Consider the following 23,222-nt stretch of genomic DNA (forward strand, 5'->3'; position numbering starts at 1 on the left):
GGCACCCGGCGCAGGCCCACCCTCAGCAGCGGGCGGGCTTGCGCCACGCGCACTCGACGTCGGTGCCCCGGGTCGCCTTCGGCTGCACCGCCGTCGCGGCCTCTTCCGTCGACTTCGCGAGCGTGACCACGATGGCGTCCTCCAACGGCTTCACGGAGGACGCCAGATAATTGTTGAGGACGATGCTGAAGACCAGCTCACGTCCACCGGCGTCCGTGACATACCCGGACAGGGCCGAGGCTCCCGTCAACGACCCCGTCTTGGCGCGGGCGTTGAGCGCGGCGGCCGTTCCGCACATCCGGGAGCGCAGGGTGCCGCCGACGAACCGGTCGGGGTCGCAGGCGACCGGCAGCGAGCGCAGCCAGTCGGCGTACCAGGGCTCGGCACGTACGGCGAGGAGGAGCTCGGCGAGCTGGGCCGCGGGGAAGTTGTCCATCCGCGACAGCCCCGACCCGTCGACCTGGCGGACCTTGCCGGTGTCGACGCCGATGCCTTTGAGATACCCGCTGACGGCGGCCAGCCCGGCACTCCAGCTCCCCTGCCTCGACACCTCGTACCCCATGGCCTTGGTGAGGATCTCGGCGTGCATGTTGTTGGAGAGCTTCATGAACGGGACGAGCAGGTCCTTGAGGGCCATGGAGTCGTGCGAGGCCAACTCGCGTGCGGATGCGGGTGTTTGACGCCCCAGCCGGGTCGGCCCGACCACCTTGACCCCGTGATCCGCGAGTGCGTCCCGGAAGACGGCGGCGGAGTGTCCGGTGGGCTCCCACACGGTGATCCACTCCTTGGCACCGGAGCCGCCCACGGGGGTCGTACCGCTGACGACGATGTCGTTGGTGCCGTGCTCCCGCTCGACGGTCAGGTCGTTCGGGCCCCCGGCGGCGGCGGTGGTGGCGCGCACGTCGATGTCGACATAGTCCGTGTCGGGTGTGACGGCGACGACGGGCTCGTCTCCGGCCTTCGCACCCGGCGTCACCGTGACGATCACGCTCCCGGTGTCGTAGTCGGTGTCCGGCGCCACGCTCAGCGCGCTGATCTGCGCGGAGTAGTACGAGGACTCGTCGTCGGCGGCCCAGGAACGGCCGAGCCGCTGGGCGTCGAACCGGGTGTCGTCGGCGATCAGCCGTCCGTCGACGCGCTTGACCCCGGCCGCGGCGACCTGGGCGGCGAGGCGGTCGTAGTCGGCGGCGAGCAGGGTCGGGTCGCCGGTGCCGCGCAGATACAGATCGCCGCGGAGCACGGACCCGGACCGCCGTCCGGCCGCCAGGACATCCGTGGTGAACCGGTACCCGGGGCCGAGGATCTCCATCGCGGCGGCCGAGGTGGGCAGCTTGGTGTTGGAGGCCGGCATCAGCCGGGTGCTGGGCAGATGCTGGTACAGCGGCTCACCGGTCACGGCATCGGCGATCACGACACTCGCCACCCCGCCCTCCATCCGGGCGTCGCCCAGGATGGTGTCGACGGCCTCCGGCAGTCCGGTGCGATCGGAATCCGCACCGGCCTGCGCGCCGGGCCCCAGGACGGCGGCGAGCGCCGCCACCAGGGCCCAGATCCATACGCTTCTACGGGAGTTGAGACGTCTCCCGGACCATCTCACGGGTGTGCTCATGCCAAGGGAGCATTCCCGATACCGGAGCCGGGCAACAGACCGCCTCAGCCGCCGAGCCCCCAGGCCCGCCCCATCCGGTACGCGGCGCACAGGTCGACGTCGAGGATGTACGCCCCGGCACTCCCGCACTGCTCGGCCCCGCTGCCGGGGTCGACGGGCTGTCCGTGGCCCATGCCGGTGATGCTGTAGGTCTCTACGGCGGTGTTCCCGCCCGAGTCCCGGAAGACCTGGTGCGGATATCCGGCGACGGTGTCGCTGACGTCGGCGGACTGATCGGTCCCATGGACGTCGGTCCACTGCTTCACCAGGTCGGTCATGTTGACGGGCTTCACGGTGTAGTCGGCGGTGCCCTGGAAGGCGACCAGGGTGGGCCAGGGCCCGGTGTACCCGGGGCGGGCGGCGCGGACGCGGTCGCCCCACTGGCCCGGGGTCTGGGTGGCGCCGACGTACATGCAGACGTACGGCGATCCGGCGGCCTGCGCGCAGCCGTACGGCAGCCCGGCGACGATCCCGCCCGCCTTGAACTTCTCCGGGTACGCCGCCATCATCACGGCGGTCATCGCGCCCCCGGCGGAGAGCCCGGTGACATACACCCGCGAGCCGTCCCCACCGATGTCGGCGAGCTGCCGGTCGACCATCTGCGCGACGGACGCGGCCTCGCCCTGGCCTCGCGCCATGTCGCCGCTCTGGAACCAGTTGAAGCAGGACGAGCCGTTGTTCGCGCTCTGCTGCTGCGGCAGCACCACCGAGAAGCCCCACCGGTCGGCGAGCTGCGTCCACCCGCTGCCGGTGCCGTACCCGGACGCGTTCTGCGTACACCCGTGCATCGCGACGACGACCGGCCGCCCGGCGGGCAGCCCGTCAGGGACATACCGGAACATCCTCAGCGCACCCGGATTCGACCCGAACCCGGTCACCTCCTGGAGAGAGGCGGCAGCGGCTCTGCCCGGAGTCAGCAAACCGGCGAGAAGGGCGACCAGCAGGGTCGCCAGGACAGTGATACGACGTGCGGCTCTGGTCTGTGTCATGCAGCGGGACGGTAGAACCGCGAACCACCGGCCGATATGTCGCCGGACAACACAACGAGGGCCCGGCGGATGTGTGACCGCCGGGCCCTCGTGTACATGGGAATCGTGGAGATGGCGGGAATCGAACCCGCGTCCAACGGTGCAGAATCAGGGCTTCTCCGTGTGCAGTTCGCTGCGATTTTCTCGGCCCCGGCGATCACGCGAACAAGTCGCCGACGGGCCCAGTCACTGTTTGATTTCCCATCGAACCCCGTGACCGGGCTCGATGGTTTAGTTCCCTAGATTATGCCAGGATCCGGGCCGGGAACACTCCCGGGCTGACACCCTTTATGGGCCTTCACTCACTGCTTATTAGGCAGCGAGGGCGAAGGCGCGGGAATCGCTCTTGGTATTGGCGATTATTGGTTGCGACATATGGTTTACGAGATCATTGCCGCTTCCTCGACACGCTTCCCCTGCTTCGACAGCCGCTGTCGAAACCGATCATCCCCATGTTGATTTTTCAAGGTGCGCCCCGTTACCAGCGGGGCTGTGCCCATCGTACGTGACCAACGCACGTCGATGCCACCGTATTCCCGCCCCGTCAGGCGCTCCGCTGCCGTCGCTTCACCGCCGCGATCGCCCGCTCCGACTCCCGCCGGTCCTGCTTCTCCCGCAGGGTCTGGCGCTTGTCGTACTCCTTCTTGCCTCGCGCGAGGGCGATCTCGGCCTTCGCCCGGCCGTCCTTGAAGTACAGGGCGAGGGGCACGATGGTGTGACCCGTCTCCTGGGACTTCGCCTCCAGCTTGTCGATCTCCTCGCGGTGCAGCAGGAGCTTGCGCTTGCGGCGCGCGGAGTGGTTGGTCCAGCTGCCCTGGTGATACTCGGGGATGTGGGCGTTGTGCAGCCACGCCTCGCCCTGGTCGATCTGGACGAAGCCGTCGGTCAGCGACGTCCGCCCCTCACGCAGCGACTTGACCTCGGTCCCCATGAGGACGAGACCGGCCTCGAAGGTGTCGATGATCGCGTAGTCGTGGCGGGCCTTCTTGTTCTGGGCGACGATCTTGCGCTTGCCGCCCTTCTCGCCGTCCCTGGCCTTCGCGGCGGCGGTGCCGCCCTGCTTGGGCTGGGACTCCTTGGGTACGTACATTCCCTTGCTCATAGTGCTGGCCATTTTCGCACTACAAGGGGGTCCGAGGGAAAGGCGATTACGAAGCGTCCCCGAGCCCGCTCAGCACCGTCTCCGCCTGCTTCAGCGCCCCGGTGTCGGCCTCGAGGTCGGGCGTGATGCCCTTGCCGTCTACGCCGCGGCCGGACGGCGTGCGGTAGTGCCCGACGGTCAGCTCGGCGACGGAGCCGTCGGGCAGCCGGGTCGGCATCTGCACGGACCCCTTGCCGAAGGTGCGGGAGCCCACGACGACCGCGCGACCGCGGTCCTGGAGGGCGCCGGTGAGCAGCTCGGCCGCGCTCATCGTGCCGCCGTCGACGAGCGCGACCAGGGGTCTGGTGGTGTCGCCGCCGGCCTCGGCGTGCAGGGCGTGCTCGGTGCCGTCGACGTCGTACGTGGCGACGAGGCCGCCGTCGAGGAAGGCGGAGGCGGCGGTGACGGCCTCGGTGACGAATCCGCCGGAGTTGCCGCGCAGGTCGAGGACGATCCCGGCGCCGGCGGGGGCCTGCCGTACGGCGTCGCGGACCACGTCGCCCGAGCCCTTGGTGAACGCGTCGATGGTGATGACGGTGACCCGGTCGGCGAGATTCCGGACGGTGACCGAGTCCGTGGACAGCCGGGCCCGGCGCAGAGTGAGGCTCCACGCGTGCGTGCCGCGTTCCAGGCCGAGCCGGACGGTCGTACCGGCGGCGGCGTCGGTCGCGTCACCGCGCAGTAAGGAGACCACCTCGGTGACGGGCCGCCCCTCGACGCGCGCGCCGTCGACGGAGCGCAGCCGGTCACCGGCACGGATCCCGGCGGTGGCCGCGGGCGACCCGGCGCTCACCTTGGTCACCTCGATACGGCCGTCCCGCTCGCCGCGCGTCCACAGCCCGACGCCGGTGTACTCGCCGTCGAGGGACTCCTCGAACTCCTCGAACTCGCCCGGGGAGTAGACGGCGTCCCAGCGGTCGCCGCTGCGGCTCACCGCTCGTTCGGCTGCCTCCATCGGGGACTTGCCGACGGCCATCGCCTCGGCGGCGGCCTCGGTGACCTCCTGCTGGGGCCGGGCGGCGGAGGCGGTCGAACGGGGCGTGCCCTGCGTGGTCTTCCGGTCGGGTCCGGGCAGGGAGCCGGTCGCGGCACCGGCGACCAGCACACTCGCGAACACCAATGTCAGGGCGGCCCCGCGGCCGAAGCGGCGGGGCTGACAGAACAGGTCACGGCCTGACATGCCGGTGAGTCTAGGACAACGCGAAGGGCCGCACGGCCGGTTGACCGTACGGCCCTCTTGGCGTGCGTCACACCTTCAGGTACTTGCGCAGCGCGAAGAACGCGGCCAACGCGGGCATCAGCAGGCTTGTCGCGAGGATGAGCGGCAGCTTCGTCAGGACGGCGTCCCAGCCGATGAAGTTGATCAGATTCAGCTTCTCGGACAGGGCGAGGCCGTGGTCGATGATGAAGTACCGCGCGACCACCAGGAACCCGCACGCGACCCCGCCGCCGATCAGCCCGGCGACGGCGGCCTCCATGATGAACGGCGCCTGGATGTAGAAGCCGGAGGCGCCGACGAGCCGCATGATGCCGGTCTCGCGGCGCCGGCTGAACGCCGAGACGCGCACGGTGTTGACGATCAGCATCAGCGCGACGACCAGCATCAGCGCCATCACGGCCCGCGCCGCCCAGTTCATGCCGTTGAGCAGCCCGAAGAGGTTGTCCAGGATCCCCTTCTGGTCCTGCACGGACTGCACGCCGTCCCGCCCGTCGAAGGCGGTCGCGATGACCTGGTACTTCTCCGGGTCCTTCAGCTTGATCCGGTACGACTCCTGCATCTGGTCCGGCGTGAGCGAGCTGGCCAGCGGGGAGTCGCCGAACTGCTCCTTGTAGTGCTTGTACGCCGCGTCCTGCGACTCGTAGTTGACCGTGTCGACCACGGACATCTTCTTCAGATCGCCGAGGATCTGGTCCTTCTGGTCCTTGGTGACCGCGCCCTTGGCGCAGTTGGGGTCGGACTCGGCGTCGCTCTTGTTGCAGAGGAAGACCGAGACGTTGACCTTGTCGTACCAGTAGCCCTTCATCGTGTTGACCTGATCGCTCATCAGCAGCGACCCGCCGAACAGGGCGAGGGACAGGGCGACGGAGACGATGACAGCGAAGGTCATCGTCAGATTGCGGCGGAGACCGACACCGATCTCGGACAGAACGAACTGGGCGCGCATGGCGTCTCTTTCAGGCCTTTCCGTGGACGGGGGTGCGGGTCAGTGCTGGTAGCCGTAGACGCCGCGTGCCTGGTCGCGGACGAGGCGGCCCTTCTCCAGCTCGATGACGCGCTTGCGCATCTGGTCCACGATGTTCTGGTCGTGCGTCGCCATCACCACGGTCGTACCGGTCCGGTTGATCCGGTCGAGCAGCTTCATGATGCCGACGGAGGTCTGCGGGTCGAGGTTGCCGGTGGGTTCGTCCGCGATCAGCAGCTTGGGCCGGTTGACGAAGGCCCGCGCGATCGCCACGCGCTGCTGCTCACCACCGGACAGCTCACCGGGCATCCGGTCCTCTTTGCCACCCAGGCCGACCAGGTCGAGCACCTGCGGCACGGACTTGCGGATCTCACCGCGGGACTTGCCGATCACTTCCTGCGCGAAGGCCACGTTCTCGGCGACCGTCTTGTTGGGCAGGAGGCGGAAGTCCTGGAACACCGTCCCCAACTGGCGGCGCATCTGCGGCACCTTCCAGTTGGAGAGGCGCGCGAGGTCCTTGCCCAGGACGTGCACCTGACCGTGGCTGCACCGCTCCTCGCGGAGGATCAGCCGCAGGAAGGTGGACTTTCCGGAGCCGGAGGACCCCACCAGGAACACGAACTCGCCCTTCTCCACTTCCAGGGACACATCCCTGAGTGCGGGGCGGGTCTGCTTGGGGTAGACCTTGGAGACGTTGTCGAATCGGATCACGGATGCACCACGGTTAGCCGGGGGTAGATGAGCGTGACCATACGCGAACGGGGAGCATGAGCGCAGTCACGGGAGGGGATGCGCGAGGCTTGTGCGGTTTTGTGAGCGCCCCAAAGGGGCGCGGGGAACTGCGCGACAAGCCACACACAACCCGCAGCCGCGAGATAATGGCCAACCACCCCTCTGAGAGCGACCCGCGCACCTTCCGGAGGAACCTGGCATGGTGGAGAGGGGAACGTTCTCGTACGTGAGGGCGTTCTAGGGGTGGAACCGCTGGCGAGGAGGCGAGGCGCATGACGTACGACCGGCTGGTGTGCGCGAACTGCGCGGCGCCCGTGAACGAGGGCCGCTGCCCGGTCTGCCGGGCGAACCGCCAGCGACTGCAGCAGGAGAACCCCTTCGCGGGGCTCAACCCGATGACGCTGATCGCCCTGCTGGCGATACTGATCGCGGCCGTGGCACTGCTGGCGCACCAGACCGCCTAGAGCGGCCTCGGCCCGCACCCCACAAGACACACAAGGCATGTGAAGGGCCCGGAGCGAACCGCTCCGGGCCCTTCATCACTCACAGCGCATACGTTCCGTATGCCCGCGGCTACCGTCAGGCAGCCGCACCGCCACGGCCGCCCATGAGGCGCGGCAGGACGCGGAAGCCGATGCCACCGGCGATCATCGTCGCGGCACCGATCAGCAGGAACGTGGTCTGAGCGGCACCGGTCTCGGCGAGCTCGTCACCGTTGCCCTGGGCGTTGGTGTCGGTCGCGGCGGCCTCAGAGCCGGTGTCGGTGAGGGAGGACGAGCCCTCCTGCTGCGCCGAGGAGCCACCGTCGGGGTCGGCGTTGTTGCCGCCACCGCCGGCGTTCCCGTTGCCATTCCCGTTGCCGTTCCCGTTGCCCGGGTCGGACGGCTCGTCGGTGGCGGGCGGCTCGGTGGGCTCGGGCTCCTCCGTCGGCTCGGTCGGCTCCTCGGTCGGGTCCGTGGGGTCCGTCGGAAGGCCGGTGGGCCCATCGGTCGGCAGGCCCGTCGGGACCGGCGGCTCCGGCGCGGGCGACTCGTCGCCGCCGCACAGGATGCCGAGGATGCAGTCGTCCCCGGGCTCCTCCGCAGCCGAAGCGGCGCCCGCGGCGGTCAGCGAGGCACCGGCGGCGATCACGGTCGCGGCTGCGAGGCGCGCGACGCGGATGCGCGTCTTGTTGGTCATCTGGTTGCTACCCCCAGTAGCTGATCGTCATTGAGGCGGCGCTCGGGGCTGTGATCGACGGGATAGCTGAACTCACGGCCCCCCGGTTCACATGCGCCCCAGAGACACGCATGCCACGCTTTACCCTTCCCATTTTTCAGAGCAACGTCAAGGCCGTTTACAGGCGCGATGTCCAATTACGGCGACTATGCGATGGGTTGGAGTCTGTGAGTGTGATGTAAAACCCGGACATGCAGGCACGCAAAAGGCAACTACCGCCGAGGTGGCGGCAGTTGCCTTGTCGACAAAGTTACTTCTCTTGCTGCTTGCGCCAGCGAATTCCGGCCTCGAGGAACCCGTCGATCTCGCCGTTGAACACGGCCTCGGGGTTGCCGACTTCGAACTCGGTGCGCAGGTCCTTGACCATCTGGTACGGGTGCAGGACGTACGAACGCATCTGGTTGCCCCAGGAGTTGCCGCCGTCGCCCTTGAGCGCGTCCATCGCGGCCTGTTCCTCCTGGCGGCGCCGCTCCAGCAGCTTGGCCTGGAGCACGTTCATGGCGCTCGCCTTGTTCTGGATCTGCGACCGCTCGTTCTGACAGGAGACGACGATCCCGGTGGGAAGGTGGGTGAGCCGCACCGCGGAGTCAGTGGTGTTGACGCCCTGGCCACCGGGCCCGGACGACCGGTACACGTCCACGCGCAGCTCGGACTCGTCGATCTCGATGTGGTCGGTCTGCTCGACCACGGGGAGGATCTCCACGCCCGCGAAGGAGGTCTGCCGGCGCCCCTGGTTGTCGTAGGGCGAGATCCGCACCAGCCGGTGCGTGCCCTGCTCGACGGAGAGGGTCCCGTAGGCGTACGGCGACTGCACGGCGAAGGTGGTCGACTTGATGCCGGCCTCTTCGGCGTACGACGTCTCGTACACCTCGGTCTTGTAGCCGTGCTGCTCGGCCCACCGCAGGTACATGCGCTGGAGCTTCTCGGCGAAGTCGGCGGCGTCGACGCCACCGGCCTCGGCGCGGATGTTGACGAGCGCTTCCCGGGAGTCGTACTCGCCGCTGAGGAGCGTCCGCACTTCCATCTCGTCGAGGGCCTTCTTGACGGCGATGAGCTCGGCGTCGGCCTCGGCGCGGGTGTCCGGGTCGTCCTCCTCCTCGGCCATCTCGAACAGCACGGCAAGATCGTCGATCCGCGAGCGCAGGGCCTCGGCCTTCCTCACCTCCGCCTGGAGGTGGGAGAGCTTGCTGGTGATCTTCTGCGCCTCGTCCGGGTTGTCCCACAGGGACGGCGCGGCCGCCTGCTCCTCGAGCACGGCGATGTCTGCCCTCAGCTTGTCGAGGTCCAGAACGGCCTCGATCGACTCCATGGTCGAGGAGAGGGACTTGAGCTCTTCGGATACATCGACGACTGCCACACCCCCAGCGTAACGGCTCCGCCAACCGAGGAACGCCGGGTGAGCGTCGCTTGCTGTCCAGCCCGTCCGGCGTTTGAGGACGAGGCCGAAGGCCGATCGGGGTGCAGGGGCGAAGCCCCGCGGGGTTCCAGGGCGAAGCCCCGGTGGGGTGCAGGGGCGAAGCCCCGGTGGGGTGCAGGGGCGAAGCCCCGGTGGGGTGCAGGGGCGAAGCCCCGGTGGGGTGCAGGGGCGAAGCCCCGGTGGGGTGCAGGGGCGAAGCCCCGCGGGGTTCCAGGGCGCAGCCCTGGCGGGGTCGAAGGGGCGGAGCCCCTTCAGGATGGGACGGGTAGGGGCGGCGGGGGCGAAGAACACTCAGGGCGTGGCCGGCGCCGAGTTGTTCGTGTCCTGGGGAGTCGCGTCCGCATCGTCCCCCGACGTAGCCAGCCACGTCCCCACCCCCGCAGCCACCACCAACACCACCGCAGCCACCCCCACCGCCGCCCTCCGCCGCCGAGTGACCGCCCGATGCCGCGCGGACCCCGGCCGAGGCGCCCCCGCCGCCCGCGGCACCCGCGCCGTCCCCCGCGCACCCCCGGCCAGCTCATCCGGCCCCGGCACCCTCATCGACGTATGCGTGTCCCGATTGGAATCGGCCGGCTTAGCCCCCGGCACCAGCGGCACCGCCCCCCGCCGCCGCACCCGCTCCCCCCGCTCAGCGCCCGCCGCACCAGTCCCGACGGCCTCCTCCGCTTCCTCCGCCGCCTCGGCATCCGCATCCGGCTCGTCCACATCCAGCGGCGGCATCCCAGCCATCAGAGGCAACAGCTCCCGCAGCCGCGCCCCCATCTCGGAGGCCCGCAGCCGCGAGGCCGGCGCCTTGGCAAGGCACTGGACGAGCAACTGCCACAGTTCGTCGGGAATGCCGGGGAGAGGGACCACCGTCTCCGTGACGTGGCGGCGCAGCACCGCGCCCGGATGCCCGCCCCCGAAGGGCGTGAAGCCGGCCAGCAACTCGTACAGCACGGTCGCCAGCGCGTAGATGTCGACCGACGCCCGCGGCGGCAGTCCCTCGACGATCTCCGGCGCGAGGTAGTCCGGCGTGCCGATGATCTTCGTCGCCTTGGTCCGCCGCGGCGAGTCGATGAGTTTCGCCACACCGAAGTCGGTCAGCAGCGCCCGGTGCGAACTCCCGGGCCCGAGCTGGCCCTGCATGTCGAGCAGCACGTTCTCCGGCTTGACGTCCCGGTGCACGACCCCGGCGGCATGCGCGGCCGCCAGCCCGTCCGCCACGTCCGCGACGATCGCGACGGCCGCCTCCGGGGCCAGCCGCCGGTCGCGGTCCAGCCGGGTGCGCAGATCGGTGCCTCGTACGAGATCCATGACCAGCGCGAGATCGTTTCCGTCGACCACCAGGTCACGCACGGACACGACGTTCGGGTGCTCGAGGCCCAGCAGTGCCGTGCGCTCCTGCACGAAGCGTCCGACGAGCTCCTGGTCGGACGCGAGGTCCTCGCGCAGCAGCTTGATGGCGACGGGCCCGTCCGGCCCCTCGCCCAGCCACACCGTGCCGGCGCTGCCCCGCCCGAGGATCTGGTGGGCGGTGTACCGGCTGCCGATCTTCCGTGCCAAGGCTGCTCCTACGGACGCGTGTTAGTCGCTAAAACTACGCGTCCGACGAGCCAACCTTCACCGCGGAGGCGGAAATCACCCGCCAGGTGTCGACAAATCACCAACCCCGCCGCCACGAACACCGCGAAGGCGACGTCAGTTGGAGCCGGAACTCCCGCCGCTCAGGTCCTCGACCCACCCGCTGACCGTGCTGAACATGTCGCCGATCTGGTCCCAGTAGCTCTTGCCCGTGCCGATCCACTCCTGCAGCGGGCTCAGCTCCCAGACCAGCCACCCCGCGACGAACAGGATGACGATCGAGAACAGGCACCCCTTCAGACAGCCGAGCCCCGGGATCTTCATCCGGTTGGCACTGCGCTGCCGCGGCTGCCGGGGCTCGCGCTGGGGCTGCTGCGGCTGCTGGGGCGGCGCGTACCGCTGAGGCTGCTGGGGCTGCTGGGGCTGTTGCGGGGCGTACTGCTGCGGCTGTTGCTGCGGCGGATAGCCGTAACCCTGCTGCGGCTGCTGCTGCCGCCGCTGCTGTCGGCGTGGCGGCTGTTGCTGCTGAGGTTGCGGCGGCGGCTGCTGCGGCCGGGCGACCTGCCGCTGGGGCCGGCGGCGCAGCGGGTCCTGGTTGGGGTCGAGGTGCTGGACCTGCGTCTGCTCGTTGCGGTCGCGGGCAGCCCGCATCTGGTTCTGCCAGGGGTGCGGGTCGTCGGGGCGCCCGGGCTGCCCGCCCGGCTGTCCCTGCGGCACCGGCGGCATGACGGCGGTCGGATCGGCCGCGCCGGCCGGGCCGCTGGTGTGCGGCATGACGCTGGTCGCGGCGTTCGGGTCGTAGTTCCCGGCGCCGTGCGGCAGCACCTGCGTGGGGTCGGCGGAACCGGGGATGCCCGATCCGGGGACGGTCGCGGGCGCCGGGTCGGGTGCGAGGAGCGCACCGACGTTCTCGGCGGCGGCGATCTGCGCGGAGTTCGCGTGCACCCCGATGCCCTCGGCGACGACACGCAGGCCGCGGGCGAGGTTCTCGGCGCTGGGCCGCTCGTCCGGGTTCTTGCGCATACAGCGCTCGATGACCGTCCACAGCGCGTCGGGGACGGTGGAGGGGCGGCGCGGTTCGGCGCTCAGATGCTGGTGCAGGACTTCGAGCGCCGAGCTGCCGGCGAACGGCGGACGGCCGGTGACCAGCTCGTACAGCAGGATTCCGGCGCCGTAGATGTCGACGGCGGAGGTCTGCGGGCGGCCCTCGGCGGACTCGGGCGCGACATACGCGGGCGTGCCGACGAACTCCTGGGTGCGGGTCAGGCCCGGGGAGTCGGCGAGGCGTGCGATGCCGAAGTCGGTCAGCATCGGGTGCATCTGGCCGCCCTGCTGGGCGAGCAGGACGTTGGCCGGTTTGAGGTCGCGGTGGACGACGCCGTCGGCGTGGCTGGCGGCGAGCGCGTCGGCGATCTGTGCGGTGAGCAGGGAGGCGCCGACGGGCGTGAGGGGGCCGCTCTCGCGCAGGTAGCGATGGAGGTCGGGGCCGTCGATCAGGTCCATGACCAGGGCCAGCAGATCGCCCTCGACGACCAGGTCACGGACCCGCACGATGTTCGGGTGGGTGAGCCGGAGCAGGACGGACCGCTCTCTCAGGAAGCGCATCACGATGTCGGGATCGCTTGCGAGCTCTTCCTTGAGGACCTTGATCGCGACGGTCTCGCCGGGCTGGCCTGCCACGGCCGCCTCGGCGCCCGCGGTCTCCCGCTGACGGGCTCGCCAGACGGTGCCCGTGGCGCCGCGTCCGAGCGGCTCCTCGAGCAGGTACTTGCTGCCTACCGGCCGCACGTCATGTGCTCCCTGCTGCTTGCCTGCGTTTCCGACCCACTGTAGTGCCGCCGCACCCGGCACCGGGCTGCCGTCTTCCTGTGCTCGCTCAGTTCTGCTTTCCGTTCCGTTTACGTACGCCTTCCCGAACCTGTTCGAAGGAAAGACGCTCGACCCGGTCCGCCGGTTGCCGGACCCGGACGTGACCGATCTCAATCCGCTCCCGAACGATCAACGGTGGGGTATTGGTCAGGCACTTTTGCGGGCAGAGCCGACCAATCAAGATCACTTGGCACCTGGCGGGGGGCGCGTTGTCAGTGGCGGGTGCGAGGATGCTTCCAGTACTGGCCGACGTGCTTGTGTGGGGTGGGGAAGCCCGCGCCGCGCCCGTGCAGAAGGGACCGCTGACGGCGATGCAGATCAGGCTGACCGTCGTAGACCCCCTGGGGGCGCCCGCGCCCGGCCGTGCCGCGAGCTGCGACGTACTGATCACGGCCCCCGCGGGCACAGCTCTGTCGGCGGTCGCGTCGGCCCTCGCCTCCGCGGTCTCCGGCAGCGATGGCCCGGCCGTGCTGTTCGCCGGCGCGGAGCGGCTCGACGACCGGCGCAGCACCCTGGGCGAGCCTCCGCTGATCGACGGCGCCGTGCTGTCCCTGGGCGCCCCTGCCGAGCCCGAACCGCACCCCGAGGTCGACGACGCCCCGACCCGCCTGGACATCGTCGCGGGCCCGGACGCGGGCGGCGTCCACCTCCTCCACGGCGGCCAGATCCACATCGGCCGCTCCGCCGACGCCGACGTCGCCCTGGACGACCCGGACGTCTCCCGCCTCCACTGCGCGGTCACCGTCGCCGCCGACGGCCGCGTCACGGTCGCCGACCTCGGCTCCACCAACGGCACGACGCTGGACGGCACCCGCGTGACCACCCGCCCGGTCCGCTTCACCCCGGGCGCCCTCCTCCGCATCGGCGAGTCAGCCCTCCGCCTCGCCCCGGCCGGCGGCCCCGGCCCCCGCCTCCCAACGGCACCCGACGGGGAAGGCCACGTCCGGGTGCCCACCGAGGACGCCGATGACCCGCACGCGGGGCGCGCGTCAGGGGCCACGTCTCACGCGTACGGCGCGGGGACTTGGGTGGCACAGGGGCAGAGTCGGCAGAGCCCCGGTGGTGAAGCGGCGGCGGTGGTGCCAGAGCAGGGCGGGGCACCGCACATCGAGCGCCGGGGGACGGCCTCGGACGCGGACACGGACACGGCAGGTGGCTCGGGTGCGCGGGGGCGGGGGCGCGAGGGTGGGGGCGAGACCCATGGCGGCCGGTTCGGGGTGGGCGGGGCGGGCGGGGCGGGCGTGATGTCCGGCGGTACGTCGGCGGATGGTGGCGACTTCGGGGCGGCTGGGGGTGGGGGGCGCGGGGGTGGCGGGCGCGAGAGCGGCTCCTTCCGTACGGCGGCCAGTGGTGGGCCCGTCGACGGGGTCCCCGGCGCCGCAGCTCACGGGGCGCAACCGGACCGGGGTTCCGGCGCGGGTGCCGGAGGCATTCTCGGCAGCACCGCTTCCGGTGCGGCGGCGGGCGACGACACGTTCGGCGGCTCCCACTCCGGTGCGGCGGGGCGCTCGCCGGGCAGCCCGGATTTCGGTACGCCGAATGGCGGCCGGCACAGCGACGCGGGCTCCGGTGCGACAGCAGGGCGCTCACACGGCGGTCCCGATGCCCGTACGACGACCGGCGGCACGCACGGCGACGCAGGCCCGGGCGCGACGGCCGGACGCTCACTCGACAACCCCGATCCCCTGACGACGACCGGCGACACCGCCTCCCGCACGACGGGCGGGCGTTCGCCGGGCACCCCCGATCCCCGTACGGATGCCGCCGGCGTGGGCGTTGGTGGGGCAGTGCACGACCGGCTCGGTGATCGGGCCTCTGATGCGGAGGCGTCGGCTCACCCTGCCGACGGGAGGAGCCGGCGGAAGGGGACTCCCCTCCGTGGGACCGATGTGCCGCAGGGCGTGCGGAAGCGCGCAGGGCTGACGGCGTGGGCGCGGCGGCTGGCCGGGGGTCGCACCGAGCAGGGGACGGCGGCCGGGCGCGGGACGTACGACCCGGCGGACGTAGCCGATGTGACGGCGGAGCCCCAGGTGCCAGTACCCCAGCTGCCGGAGACCTGGCCGGACCCGGCGGCGCTGCTGCTGACGGCGCTGGGCCCCGGCCCCCGGCTGTGGGAGCGCGGCCCGGGTCACCCGGAGGCGCTCACCGTCCGACTGGGCACGGCAGACCGGGCGGCACCCGACGGCTCCGGCCTGCTGCCCGCCGTACCCGTGACCACCGATCTGCGTGAGGTCGGGGCGCTGGGGCTGGCCGGCCCCCGCGCGCGGCTCGCCGGGCTGGCCCGCGCGGTCGTGGCCCAGCTCACCGCGCTGCACTCCCCCTCCACCCTGGAAGTCGTCCTGATCAGCGCGGACCGCTCCCGCCCGCTTCAGGAGCGCACCGCCGAGTGGTCCTGGCTGGGCTGGCTCCCCCACCTCCGCCCGGGCCACGGCCAGGACTGCCGGCTCCTTCTCGCCTACGACCGCGAACAGGCCACCGCCCGCATGGACGAACTCCTCCGCCGCATGGAGGACCACCTGGCGGAGCTGCACAGCGGCCCGGGGGCCACGGCCACCTTGCCAGGCACGTCCACCTCCGGCACCGGCCCGACGCACCAGACGCACCCTGACAACCCCACCCCCACAGCCTCCTACGACACCCCCGCGCCCCACCCGGACCACGCCACCGACCCCACCACCCCCCAGGAACCGATCCGCGGCGCCGCCCACCGGCCCTCCTGGGCCGCGGCCGCCGACGAAGCCGTACCCGACAAGGGCGGATTCCCGGGGCCGTACACCGTGGTCCTCGTGGACGGAGACCCCGGTGGCGCCGACGTGCGGGACGCGGTGGCGCGGCTGGCGTCGGAGGGGCCGCGGGTCGGCATCCATGTGGTGTGCCTGGCCGAGACGGCGCCTGCCTCGCCCGCGTCGCCGGTGACGGAGACGTACGAGGCGGCGTGCGCGGCGTCCCCGGCGTTCCGGGAGTGCGGGGCCGTCGCGCTGCTCAGCGGTGATGTGGCGACGGCGCTGCGGCTGTTGCGGGTCGCGGGGGCGGGCGCCACGCGGCCCGGCCCCGTCGGACACGGCACGGTCGCCGCGGTGGACGCCGTCTCGCTCGCCTGGGCGGAGCGGTTCGCGCGGGCGCTGGCGCCGCTCAGGACGGACGGTGCCGGGGGTGAGCGGCAGGGCAGGGTGTCGGCGCCGTTGCCCCAAGTGGCCCGGCTGCTGGACGAGTTGGGGCTGGCCCGGGCCACTCCGGCGTCGCTGATGGCGCGGTGGGCGGACGCGGCCGACGACGCGGAGGCGCTCGGCGGGCGGGCGCTTGCCGTGCTCGGGGCCGGGCCGCGCGGGCCGGTGTGCGCGGACCTCGTCGCCGAGGGACCGCATCTGCTGATCGAGGGACCGCACGGCAGCGGGCGTACGGAGCTGCTGCGGGCCGTGGTCGCGTCGCTGGCCGCCGCCGAGCGGCCGGACCGGCTGAGCGTCGTGCTGATCGACGGCCGGGACAGCGTGACCGCGGGCAACGGTCACGGCGAGGGCTTGCGGGTCTGTACGGACGTACCGCATGTGACCACCCATCTCGCCGCCAACGACCCAGTCCGCATGCGGGAGTTCGCGCAGTCGCTGAGCGCCGAGCTGAAGCGGCGGGCCGAGTTGCTGGGGCGGGCGGACTTCGCCGACTGGCACCGGGGGCGGGAGGTGTCCGGCCGGATGGTCGCCCAGCGCTCGGCAGGAGCGGGCATAGAGGCAGCCGGTGCCGGGGATCTCGACGCGCCGTCCAGTTCGACGCTGCGATTGCGGCCGGGGGCGGCGCGTCAGCGGGCGGAGGCGATATCGCCGTTGCCGCGGCTCGTCGTGGTCGTCGACGACCTGGACGCCCTGGTGTCGCCCGCGCTCGGTTCACCCGGCCGGCCCGCCGCCGGGTCCGTGATGCGGGCGCTGGAGGCCGTGGCCCGGGAGGGCGAGCGGCTGGGCGTGCACCTGGTCGCCGCGGCGGGTATCGGCGGCCGTACGGCCCAGACGGAACCGGCACAACGGGCGACTCTGCGGGTCACCCTCGACCCACCGGCGCCGGGACCGGACGAGCCGGCACCGGGGCGCGGGCGTTTGACCTGCGACGACGGCCGGGTGACGCCCTTCCAGGGCGGACGGGTCACAGGCCGCATCCCCCGTACGGCGACCCTGCGGCCGACCGTCATACCCCTGGAGTGGGAGCGCATGGGCGACCCTCCGACCCGGCGCCCCGTACGGGAACTGGGAAACGGCCCGACGGACCTGGCGCTACTGGCAAGCGCACTGGAACGGGCGGCCCGGGAGGTATCAGCGGTGGCGGTGCCGTCGCTGTTGTAGGGAGGGGCAACTGGTCCGACCCAAGGGGCGCGGGGAACTGCGCGACCAGCCCCCACGGCGCCGCACCCGTCAAACCACCGCCTCCTCCACCACTCTTGGTCACGACGCGGTCACGATCACCCACTTGACACCGAACGCGCTCTTGCCGACCCCCACCACCCGGCGTAGACCAGACCGCACGGGACAGCGTTCGGACGTTCGACGAGGAACGAAGAACGGGGCAGTCATGCGCAGCACGCACAGCACCATCCGGAAACACACGGCCGTGAAAACCGCAGCCACCGTCCTCGCGGGAGCACTCGCACTCACGCTCACCGCCTGTGGTGGAGACGACGACAACGGAAACGAGCAGGCCGGCGGCGGCAAGGAGACGGGCACCACCGTGACCCTCCCCAAGCTGAACGGCGAAAGCCTCGAGGTCGCCGCCGTCTGGAGCGGCGCGGAGCAGGACAACTTCAAGAAGGTTCTCGCGGAGTTCGAGAAGCGCACCGGCGCCAAGGTCTCCTTCGTGCCCGCGCAGGACCCGATCGTCAACTTCCTGGGCTCGAAGATCGCGGGCGGCCAGCCGCCGGACATCGCGCTGCTCCCGCAGCCCGGCGCGATCAAGCAGGCCGTGGACAAGAAGTGGGCCAAGCCGCTGGGCGCCGAGGCGAAGGCCGAGCTGGCCAAGAACTACTCGCAGGGCTGGCAGGACATCGGCAAGGTCGGAGGCGAGCAGTACGGCGTCTACTACAAGGCCGCCAACAAGTCCCTGATCTGGTACAACACGCAGGTCTTCGACAACGCGGGGGCCACGGAACCGAAGACCTGGGACGAACTGCTCACCACCGCCCAGACGGTCTACGACTCCGGTGTCACTCCGTTCTCCGTCGGCGGCGCCGAGGGCTGGACCCTCACCGACTGGTTCGAGAACATCTATCTCTCCCAGGCGGGCCCGGAGAAGTACGACCAGCTCGCGCAGCACGAGATCAAGTGGACGGACCCGTCCGTGAAGGACGCGCTGACCACGCTGGCCCAGGTCTGGGGCAAGAAGGACTATGTCGCCGGCGGTGCGAAGGGCGCGCTGCAGACGGACTTCCCGGCCTCGGTGACGCAGACCTTCACCGGCGGTGCCCAGCCCAAGGCGGGCATGGTCTACGAGGGCGACTTCGCGCAGGTCAACATCGGCACGGCGGGCGCGAAGGTCGGCACGGACGCGAAGGTGTTCCCCTTCCCGGCCGTGGGCGACACCGCACCCGTGGTCTCCGGCGGCGACGCGGCGGTGATCCTCAAGGACTCGAAGGCGGCGCAGGCGCTGGCCACCTTCCTGGCCTCCCCGGACGCGGCGACGATCCAGGCCAAGCTGGGCGGCTATCTCTCGCCGAACAAGAACGTGGACAACTCGGCGTATCCGAACCCGGTGCAGCAGAAGATCGCCAAGGCCCTCATCGACTCGGGCGACGACTTCCGCTTCGACATGTCCGACCAGGCCCCGCAGGCCTTCGGCGGCACGCCCGGCAAGGGCGAGTGGAAGGCGCTGCAGGACTTCCTGAGCAACCCGAAGGACGTCGCGGGCGCGCAGGCGAAGCTGGAGGCGGACGCGGCGGCCGCCTACGGAGGCTGACGCGATGACGTCGGCCACGGCGGCAGGGGTCCCTCCGACCCCTGCCGCACCCAAGTCGCGCAAGAGTGTGACCGGCACCCGCAAGACCGTGGCAGCGCTGTTCCTGCTGCCCGCTCTCGTGCTGCTGGGCGCGCTCGTGGTCTACCCGATCGGGTACTCGGTCGTCCGCAGTTTCTACGACCAGTCCGGCTCGTTCACCGGCTTCGACAACTACGAGTTCCTGTTCACCGACGACGGCATCCGCACCGCCCTGAAGAACAACATCATCTGGGTGGTGTTCGCACCGACGGTCGCCACCGCGCTCGGTCTGATCTTCGCGGTGCTGACCGAACGGGTCAGCTGGGGCACGGCGTTCAAGCTGGTCGTCTTCATGCCGATGGCGATCTCGATGCTGGCCGCCGGCATCATCTTCCGCCTCGTCTACGACCAGGACCCGGAGAAGGGCGTCGCGAACGCGGTGTGGGTGGGCATCCACGACACGTTCGCCGAGTCGTCGGCCTTCCCGAAGGCGCATCCGGGCCGTGAGTCACCCCTTGTCGCGCAGGGCGGCGCCTTCATCACCAAGGCTACGGTCCACACCGGCGACACGGTCACCCTGCCCCTCGTGGGCGTCGCCCCCGACCAGATGCCCGGCGACGCCAAGCGGGCCGTCGCCCCGCAGGCCGACCCGGGCAGGATCACCGGCACGACCTGGCAGGACTTCACCCGCGGCAAGGGCGTCGGCACGCTCGGCGCACCCGACGCGACCGAACTCGGCTACCCCGGCATGAAGATCGAGGCGGTCAAGGACGGCAAGGTCGTGGAGATGGCGAGGGCAGGCGACGACGGCACGTTCTCCCTGTCGGAGAAGGCCGACGGTGCCCAACTCCGTCTCCCGGCGAGCAACTTCAAGGAGCCGTACAACGGCCTGGACTGGCTCGGCCCGTCGTTGGTCACGCCGTCGATCATCGGGGCGTACATCTGGATGTGGGCCGGTTTCGCGATGGTGCTGATCGCGGCCGGGCTCGCGGGCATCCCACGCGAACTGCTGGAGGCGGCCCGCGTCGACGGCGCGAGTGAGTGGCAGGTGTTCCGCAGGGTCACGGTCCCCCTGCTGGCGCCGGTCCTCGCGGTCGTCATCGTCACCCTGATGATCAACGTCCTGAAGATCTTCGACCTGGTCTTCATCATCGCCCCGGGCTCCGCACAGGACGACGCGAACGTCCTCGCGCTGGAGCTGTACCGCAAGGGCTTCTCCGAGGACCAACCCGGCATCGCCAGCGCGATCTCGGTGTTCCTGCTCCTGCTGGTCATCCCGGTGATGTGGTTCAACATCCGCAGGCTCAGGCGGGAGGTGCGGCGATGACCACGCATGCCGACAGGCTCACCAAGCCCGAACCGGTCACTCCGGTCAAGGCGAAGCAGTCCCTCGGCTCACGCCTCGCGGAAGGTGTCAGCGGCGGCGCGGTCCGGGTCTTCCTGATCGTCGTCGGCCTGTTCTGGCTGGTCCCGACGATCGGTCTGCTCCTGTCCTCGCTGCGTCCTCCGGAAGAGATGACGATCAGCGGCTGGTGGGACGTCTTCACCAAGCCGTCCCAGCTCACCATCGAGAGCTACGACAAGCTGCTGCAGAACGACGACATCACCGAGTCGCTCGTCAACACCCTGCTGATCACGGTCCCGGCGACGCTCCTCGTCGTCATCATCGGCGCGCTCGCGGGCTACGCGTTCGCGTGGATGGAGTTCCCGGGCCGCGACTGGTGGTTCCTCGGCGTGGTCGGCCTGCTGGTGGTGCCGGTGCAGGTGGCGCTGATCCCGGTCGCCGAACTCTTCGGCAAGATCGGCCTGTTCGGCAACATCATGGGCGTGGTCCTCTTCCACACGGGCTTCGGCCTGCCCTTCGCGGTGTTCCTGCTGCGGAACTTCTTCGCGGAGATCCCGAAGGAACTGCTGGAGGCGGCCCGGCTCGACGGTGCGGGTGAACTGCGCCTGTTCGCCCGGGTCGTACTGCCGCTGGGCGGGCCCGCGATCGCGAGCCTGGGCATCTTCCAGTTCCTGTGGGTGTGGAACGACATGCTGATCGCGCTGGTGTTCTCCGACACCGACAGCCAGCCGATCACGGTCGCGCTGCAGACACAGATGCGCGCGTTCGCCGACAACGTCGACATCCTGGCGCCGGGCGCGTTCATCTCCATGGTGATCCCGCTGGTCGTGTTCTTCGCGTTCCAGCGGCAGTTCGTGTCCGGGGTGATGGCGGGCGCGGTGAAGTAGCGCGTACGACGGCCTGATTGAAGCCTGACGGAAGCCTGATTGATGGCGTACGACCGGGGCGAGCCGGTAACCGGCTCGCCCCTCCGCCTGCCGGCGTCCAGCGGGACGGCCCGGCCCAGCGACAAGTTGATGCTCCGCACCCACCTGCGTGGATTACTCGACGACGAGGTCGACCTCGATGTTGCCGCGGGTGGCGTTGGAGTACGGGCAGACCTGGTGGGCGGTCTCGATGAGCTTGCGGCCGGTCGCCTCGTCCAGGCCGTCGGGGAGCTCGACGCGGAGGGTGACCTTCAGGCCGAAGCCCTCGCCCTGCTTGCCTATGCCGACCTCGGCGGTGACGGCGGCCTCGCTGACGTCGACCTTCGCCTGGCGGCCGACGAGACCGAGGGCGCTGCCGAAGCAGGCGGCGTAACCGGCGGCGAACAGCTGCTCCGGGTTGGTGCCCTCGCCGTTGCCGCCCAGCTCCACCGGCGGGGCGAGCTTGAGGTCGATCTTGCCGTCGGAGGAGACGGCACGGCCGTCCCGGCCGTGGGTGGCGGTGGCGACAGCGGTGTAGAGCGCGTCCATGGAAAATCCATCCCTCTCAAGTCACGGTCGGCGGTCCTGTGCGGCCGCCTCTCGACGACCACAAGTAGAGCACACAATTCAATTGCACACAACTAAATGGCGAACAAGCGCTACCCTGGACGCATGACCACCACGCCCACCGCGGACTGGCTCCGCCTCGACCAGCAGATCTGCTTCTCCCTGAACGCCGCGTCGCGCGCCTTCGGCGGCCTCTACCGCGTCCTCCTCAAGGACCTCGGCCTGACCTACCCGCAGTACCTCGTGATGCTGGTGCTGTGGGAACACGGCGACCTGCCCGTCAAGAAGCTGGGCGAACACCTCCGCCTCGACTCCGGCACGCTCTCCCCGCTGCTCAAGCGGCTGGAGACGGCCGGCCTGGTACGCCGGGAGCGCAGCGCCCGCGACGAGCGCTCGGTGGAGGTCCGGCTCACCGAGGACGGCACGGCGCTGCGCGAGCGTGCGCTGGAGGTACCGCGCCGGATCGGCGCCGCGACCGGATTCGATCTCGACGAGATCCGTGAGCTGCGGGAACGCCTGGACCGCCTCACCACGGAGTTGGACAGGGCGGTGGAGCAGGCGAGTGAGTGACGCCTTCTCCACTGCACCTGATTCACTGCACTGATTCACTTTGACCGACCAGCAGCACCAAGCACACGGGCCAACTGACGAGGGGACGGCCGCACATGACCTGGCTGATCACCGGCGGCGCCGGTTACATCGGGGCGCACGTCGTACGCGCCATGACCGAGGCGGGCGAGCGGACGGTCGTGTACGACGACCTGTCCACCGGCATCGCCGAGCGCGTCCCGGACGGCGTCCCCCTGGTGGTCGGCTCGACCCTCGACGGCGACCGCGTGACCCGCGCGCTCACCGACCACGCCATCACCGGTGTCGTACACCTGGCGGCGAAGAAGCAGGTGGGCGAGTCGGTGTCCCGGCCGCTGGAGTACTACCGGGAGAACGTCGAGGGCCTGCGCGTCCTCCTGGAGGCCGTGACACAGGCAGAGGTCCCCTCCTTCGTCTTCTCCTCCTCCGCCGCGGTGTACGGCATGCCCGATGTGGAGCTGGTGACGGAGGAGACGCCGTGCGTGCCGATGTCGCCGTACGGCGAGACGAAACTGGCCGGCGAATGGCTGGTCCGCGCGACAGGCAAGGCGACGGGCCTCGCCACCGCCTCCCTCCGCTACTTCAACGTGGCGGGCGCGGCCACCCCCGAGCTGGCGGACACCGGCGTCTTCAACATCGTCCCCATGGTCTTCGAGCGCCTCACGGAGAACGCACCCCCGCGCATCTTCGGCGACGACTACGCCACCCCGGACGGCACCTGCATCCGTGACTACATCCACGTGACGGACCTGGCCGAGGCCCACGTCGCCACAGCCCGCGCCCTCCAGTCCTCCCCCGGCCGCGACCTCACCCTCAACATCGGCCGCGGCGAAGGCGTCTCCGTCCGCGAGATGATCGACCACATCAACGCCGCCACCGGCTACAACCTCCCCCCCACCGTCACCCCCCGCCGCCCCGGCGACCCCGCCCGCGTCGTCGCCTCCGCCGACCGCATCACAACGGAGCTGGGCTGGAAGGCGAAGCACGACGTCCACGACATGGTGACGTCGGCATGGGAGGGGTGGGTGCGGTTGCATCCGGAGGCGGCGCGGAGGTAAGGCCGCCG

18 protein-coding genes and 1 other RNA gene are annotated in these 23,222 nt (G+C 70.7%); 7 read left to right on the plus strand and 12 right to left on the minus strand.

Features of this window, described 5'->3' with window-relative positions; all coding sequences use genetic code 11:
- Positions 1 to 22: 22 nt before the first annotated feature.
- The 7 genes from dacB to ftsE all read right to left on the minus strand — a co-directional run bounded on the left by dacB (position 23) and on the right by ftsE (position 6,711).
- A complete protein-coding gene (gene dacB, locus KCH48_RS33340; RefSeq protein WP_210580115.1) occupies positions 23 to 1,609 on the minus strand; it encodes a D-alanyl-D-alanine carboxypeptidase/D-alanyl-D-alanine-endopeptidase in 1,587 nt (528 codons plus the stop codon).
- Positions 1,610 to 1,653: 44 nt separating this feature from the next.
- Positions 1,654 to 2,637, minus strand: coding sequence for a PHB depolymerase family esterase (locus KCH48_RS33345; RefSeq protein WP_210580117.1), 984 nt, complete (start codon positions 2,635 to 2,637; stop codon positions 1,654 to 1,656).
- Between the two features lie 103 nt (positions 2,638 to 2,740).
- Positions 2,741 to 3,128, minus strand: a transfer-messenger RNA (tmRNA) gene (ssrA, locus tag KCH48_RS33350).
- A 92-nt stretch (positions 3,129 to 3,220) separates the two neighbouring features.
- Entirely contained in the window at positions 3,221 to 3,766 is a 546-nt protein-coding gene (gene smpB / locus KCH48_RS33355; RefSeq protein WP_246886265.1) for an SsrA-binding protein SmpB, read from the minus strand.
- A gap of 58 nt (positions 3,767 to 3,824) precedes the next feature.
- Complete coding sequence (locus tag KCH48_RS33360; RefSeq protein WP_210580140.1) at positions 3,825 to 4,997, minus strand: S41 family peptidase; 1,173 nt, start codon at positions 4,995 to 4,997, stop codon at positions 3,825 to 3,827.
- 67 nt (positions 4,998 to 5,064) lie between these two features.
- Positions 5,065 to 5,982, minus strand: coding sequence for a permease-like cell division protein FtsX (ftsX, locus tag KCH48_RS33365; RefSeq protein ID WP_210580143.1), 918 nt, complete (start codon positions 5,980 to 5,982; stop codon positions 5,065 to 5,067).
- Positions 5,983 to 6,021: 39 nt separating this feature from the next.
- Positions 6,022 to 6,711 carry a cell division ATP-binding protein FtsE gene (ftsE, locus tag KCH48_RS33370; RefSeq protein WP_004000799.1) on the minus strand — a complete coding sequence of 230 codons (690 nt, stop codon included), beginning with the start codon at positions 6,709 to 6,711 and terminating at the stop codon, positions 6,022 to 6,024.
- A gap of 293 nt (positions 6,712 to 7,004) precedes the next feature.
- Between ftsE and KCH48_RS33375 the strand changes: the two genes are divergently transcribed.
- Entirely contained in the window at positions 7,005 to 7,196 is a 192-nt protein-coding gene (locus KCH48_RS33375) for a hypothetical protein (protein ID WP_210580151.1), read from the plus strand.
- 115 nt (positions 7,197 to 7,311) lie between these two features.
- Here KCH48_RS33375 and KCH48_RS33380 read toward each other — a convergent pair whose 3' ends face one another.
- From KCH48_RS33380 to KCH48_RS33395, 4 genes are all read right to left on the minus strand, one after another.
- Positions 7,312 to 7,911 carry an LPXTG cell wall anchor domain-containing protein gene (locus KCH48_RS33380; RefSeq protein WP_210580153.1) on the minus strand — a complete coding sequence of 200 codons (600 nt, stop codon included), beginning with the start codon at positions 7,909 to 7,911 and terminating at the stop codon, positions 7,312 to 7,314.
- Positions 7,912 to 8,200: 289 nt separating this feature from the next.
- Complete coding sequence (gene prfB / locus KCH48_RS33385) at positions 8,201 to 9,307, minus strand: peptide chain release factor 2 (RefSeq protein ID WP_210580155.1); 1,107 nt, start codon at positions 9,305 to 9,307, stop codon at positions 8,201 to 8,203.
- A 351-nt stretch (positions 9,308 to 9,658) separates the two neighbouring features.
- Positions 9,659 to 10,915, minus strand: coding sequence for a serine/threonine-protein kinase (locus KCH48_RS33390; protein WP_210580157.1), 1,257 nt, complete (start codon positions 10,913 to 10,915; stop codon positions 9,659 to 9,661).
- A gap of 135 nt (positions 10,916 to 11,050) precedes the next feature.
- Positions 11,051 to 12,721 (minus strand): serine/threonine-protein kinase, encoded by a 1,671-nt coding sequence (locus KCH48_RS33395; RefSeq protein ID WP_210580165.1) that lies wholly within the window; start codon positions 12,719 to 12,721, stop codon positions 11,051 to 11,053.
- A gap of 392 nt (positions 12,722 to 13,113) precedes the next feature.
- Between KCH48_RS33395 and KCH48_RS33400 the strand changes: the two genes are divergently transcribed.
- The 4 genes from KCH48_RS33400 to KCH48_RS33415 all read left to right on the plus strand — a co-directional run bounded on the left by KCH48_RS33400 (position 13,114) and on the right by KCH48_RS33415 (position 20,983).
- Positions 13,114 to 17,130 carry an FHA domain-containing protein gene (locus KCH48_RS33400; protein ID WP_210580250.1) on the plus strand — a complete coding sequence of 1,339 codons (4,017 nt, stop codon included), beginning with the start codon at positions 13,114 to 13,116 and terminating at the stop codon, positions 17,128 to 17,130.
- 226 nt (positions 17,131 to 17,356) lie between these two features.
- A complete protein-coding gene (locus KCH48_RS33405; RefSeq protein ID WP_210580167.1) occupies positions 17,357 to 18,733 on the plus strand; it encodes an ABC transporter substrate-binding protein in 1,377 nt (458 codons plus the stop codon).
- 4 nt (positions 18,734 to 18,737) lie between these two features.
- Positions 18,738 to 20,078, plus strand: a complete 1,341-nt coding sequence (locus KCH48_RS33410) for a carbohydrate ABC transporter permease (protein WP_210580169.1) — start codon at positions 18,738 to 18,740, stop codon at positions 20,076 to 20,078.
- Positions 20,075 to 20,983: a carbohydrate ABC transporter permease gene (locus KCH48_RS33415; protein WP_210580171.1), complete on the plus strand. Its 909-nt coding sequence runs from the start codon at positions 20,075 to 20,077 to the stop codon at positions 20,981 to 20,983. Before KCH48_RS33410 ends, KCH48_RS33415 begins: the two co-directional genes overlap by 4 nt.
- Positions 20,984 to 21,136: 153 nt before the next feature.
- Here KCH48_RS33415 and KCH48_RS33420 read toward each other — a convergent pair whose 3' ends face one another.
- A complete protein-coding gene (locus tag KCH48_RS33420) occupies positions 21,137 to 21,550 on the minus strand; it encodes an organic hydroperoxide resistance protein (protein WP_210580173.1) in 414 nt (137 codons plus the stop codon).
- Positions 21,551 to 21,673: 123 nt separating this feature from the next.
- Here KCH48_RS33420 and KCH48_RS33425 point away from each other — a divergent pair, with 123 nt between their 5' ends.
- The gene (locus KCH48_RS33425) at positions 21,674 to 22,138 is read left to right on the plus strand and encodes a MarR family winged helix-turn-helix transcriptional regulator (RefSeq protein WP_210580175.1); all 465 of its coding nucleotides are present in this window, start codon (positions 21,674 to 21,676) and stop codon (positions 22,136 to 22,138) included.
- Positions 22,139 to 22,233: 95 nt separating this feature from the next.
- Entirely contained in the window at positions 22,234 to 23,214 is a 981-nt protein-coding gene (gene galE, locus KCH48_RS33430) for a UDP-glucose 4-epimerase GalE (protein WP_210580177.1), read from the plus strand.
- Positions 23,215 to 23,222: the final 8 nt, after the last annotated feature.

Source organism: Streptomyces sp. GESEQ-4 (genome assembly GCF_017948455.1).
Lineage (GTDB): Bacteria > Actinomycetota > Actinomycetes > Streptomycetales > Streptomycetaceae > Streptomyces.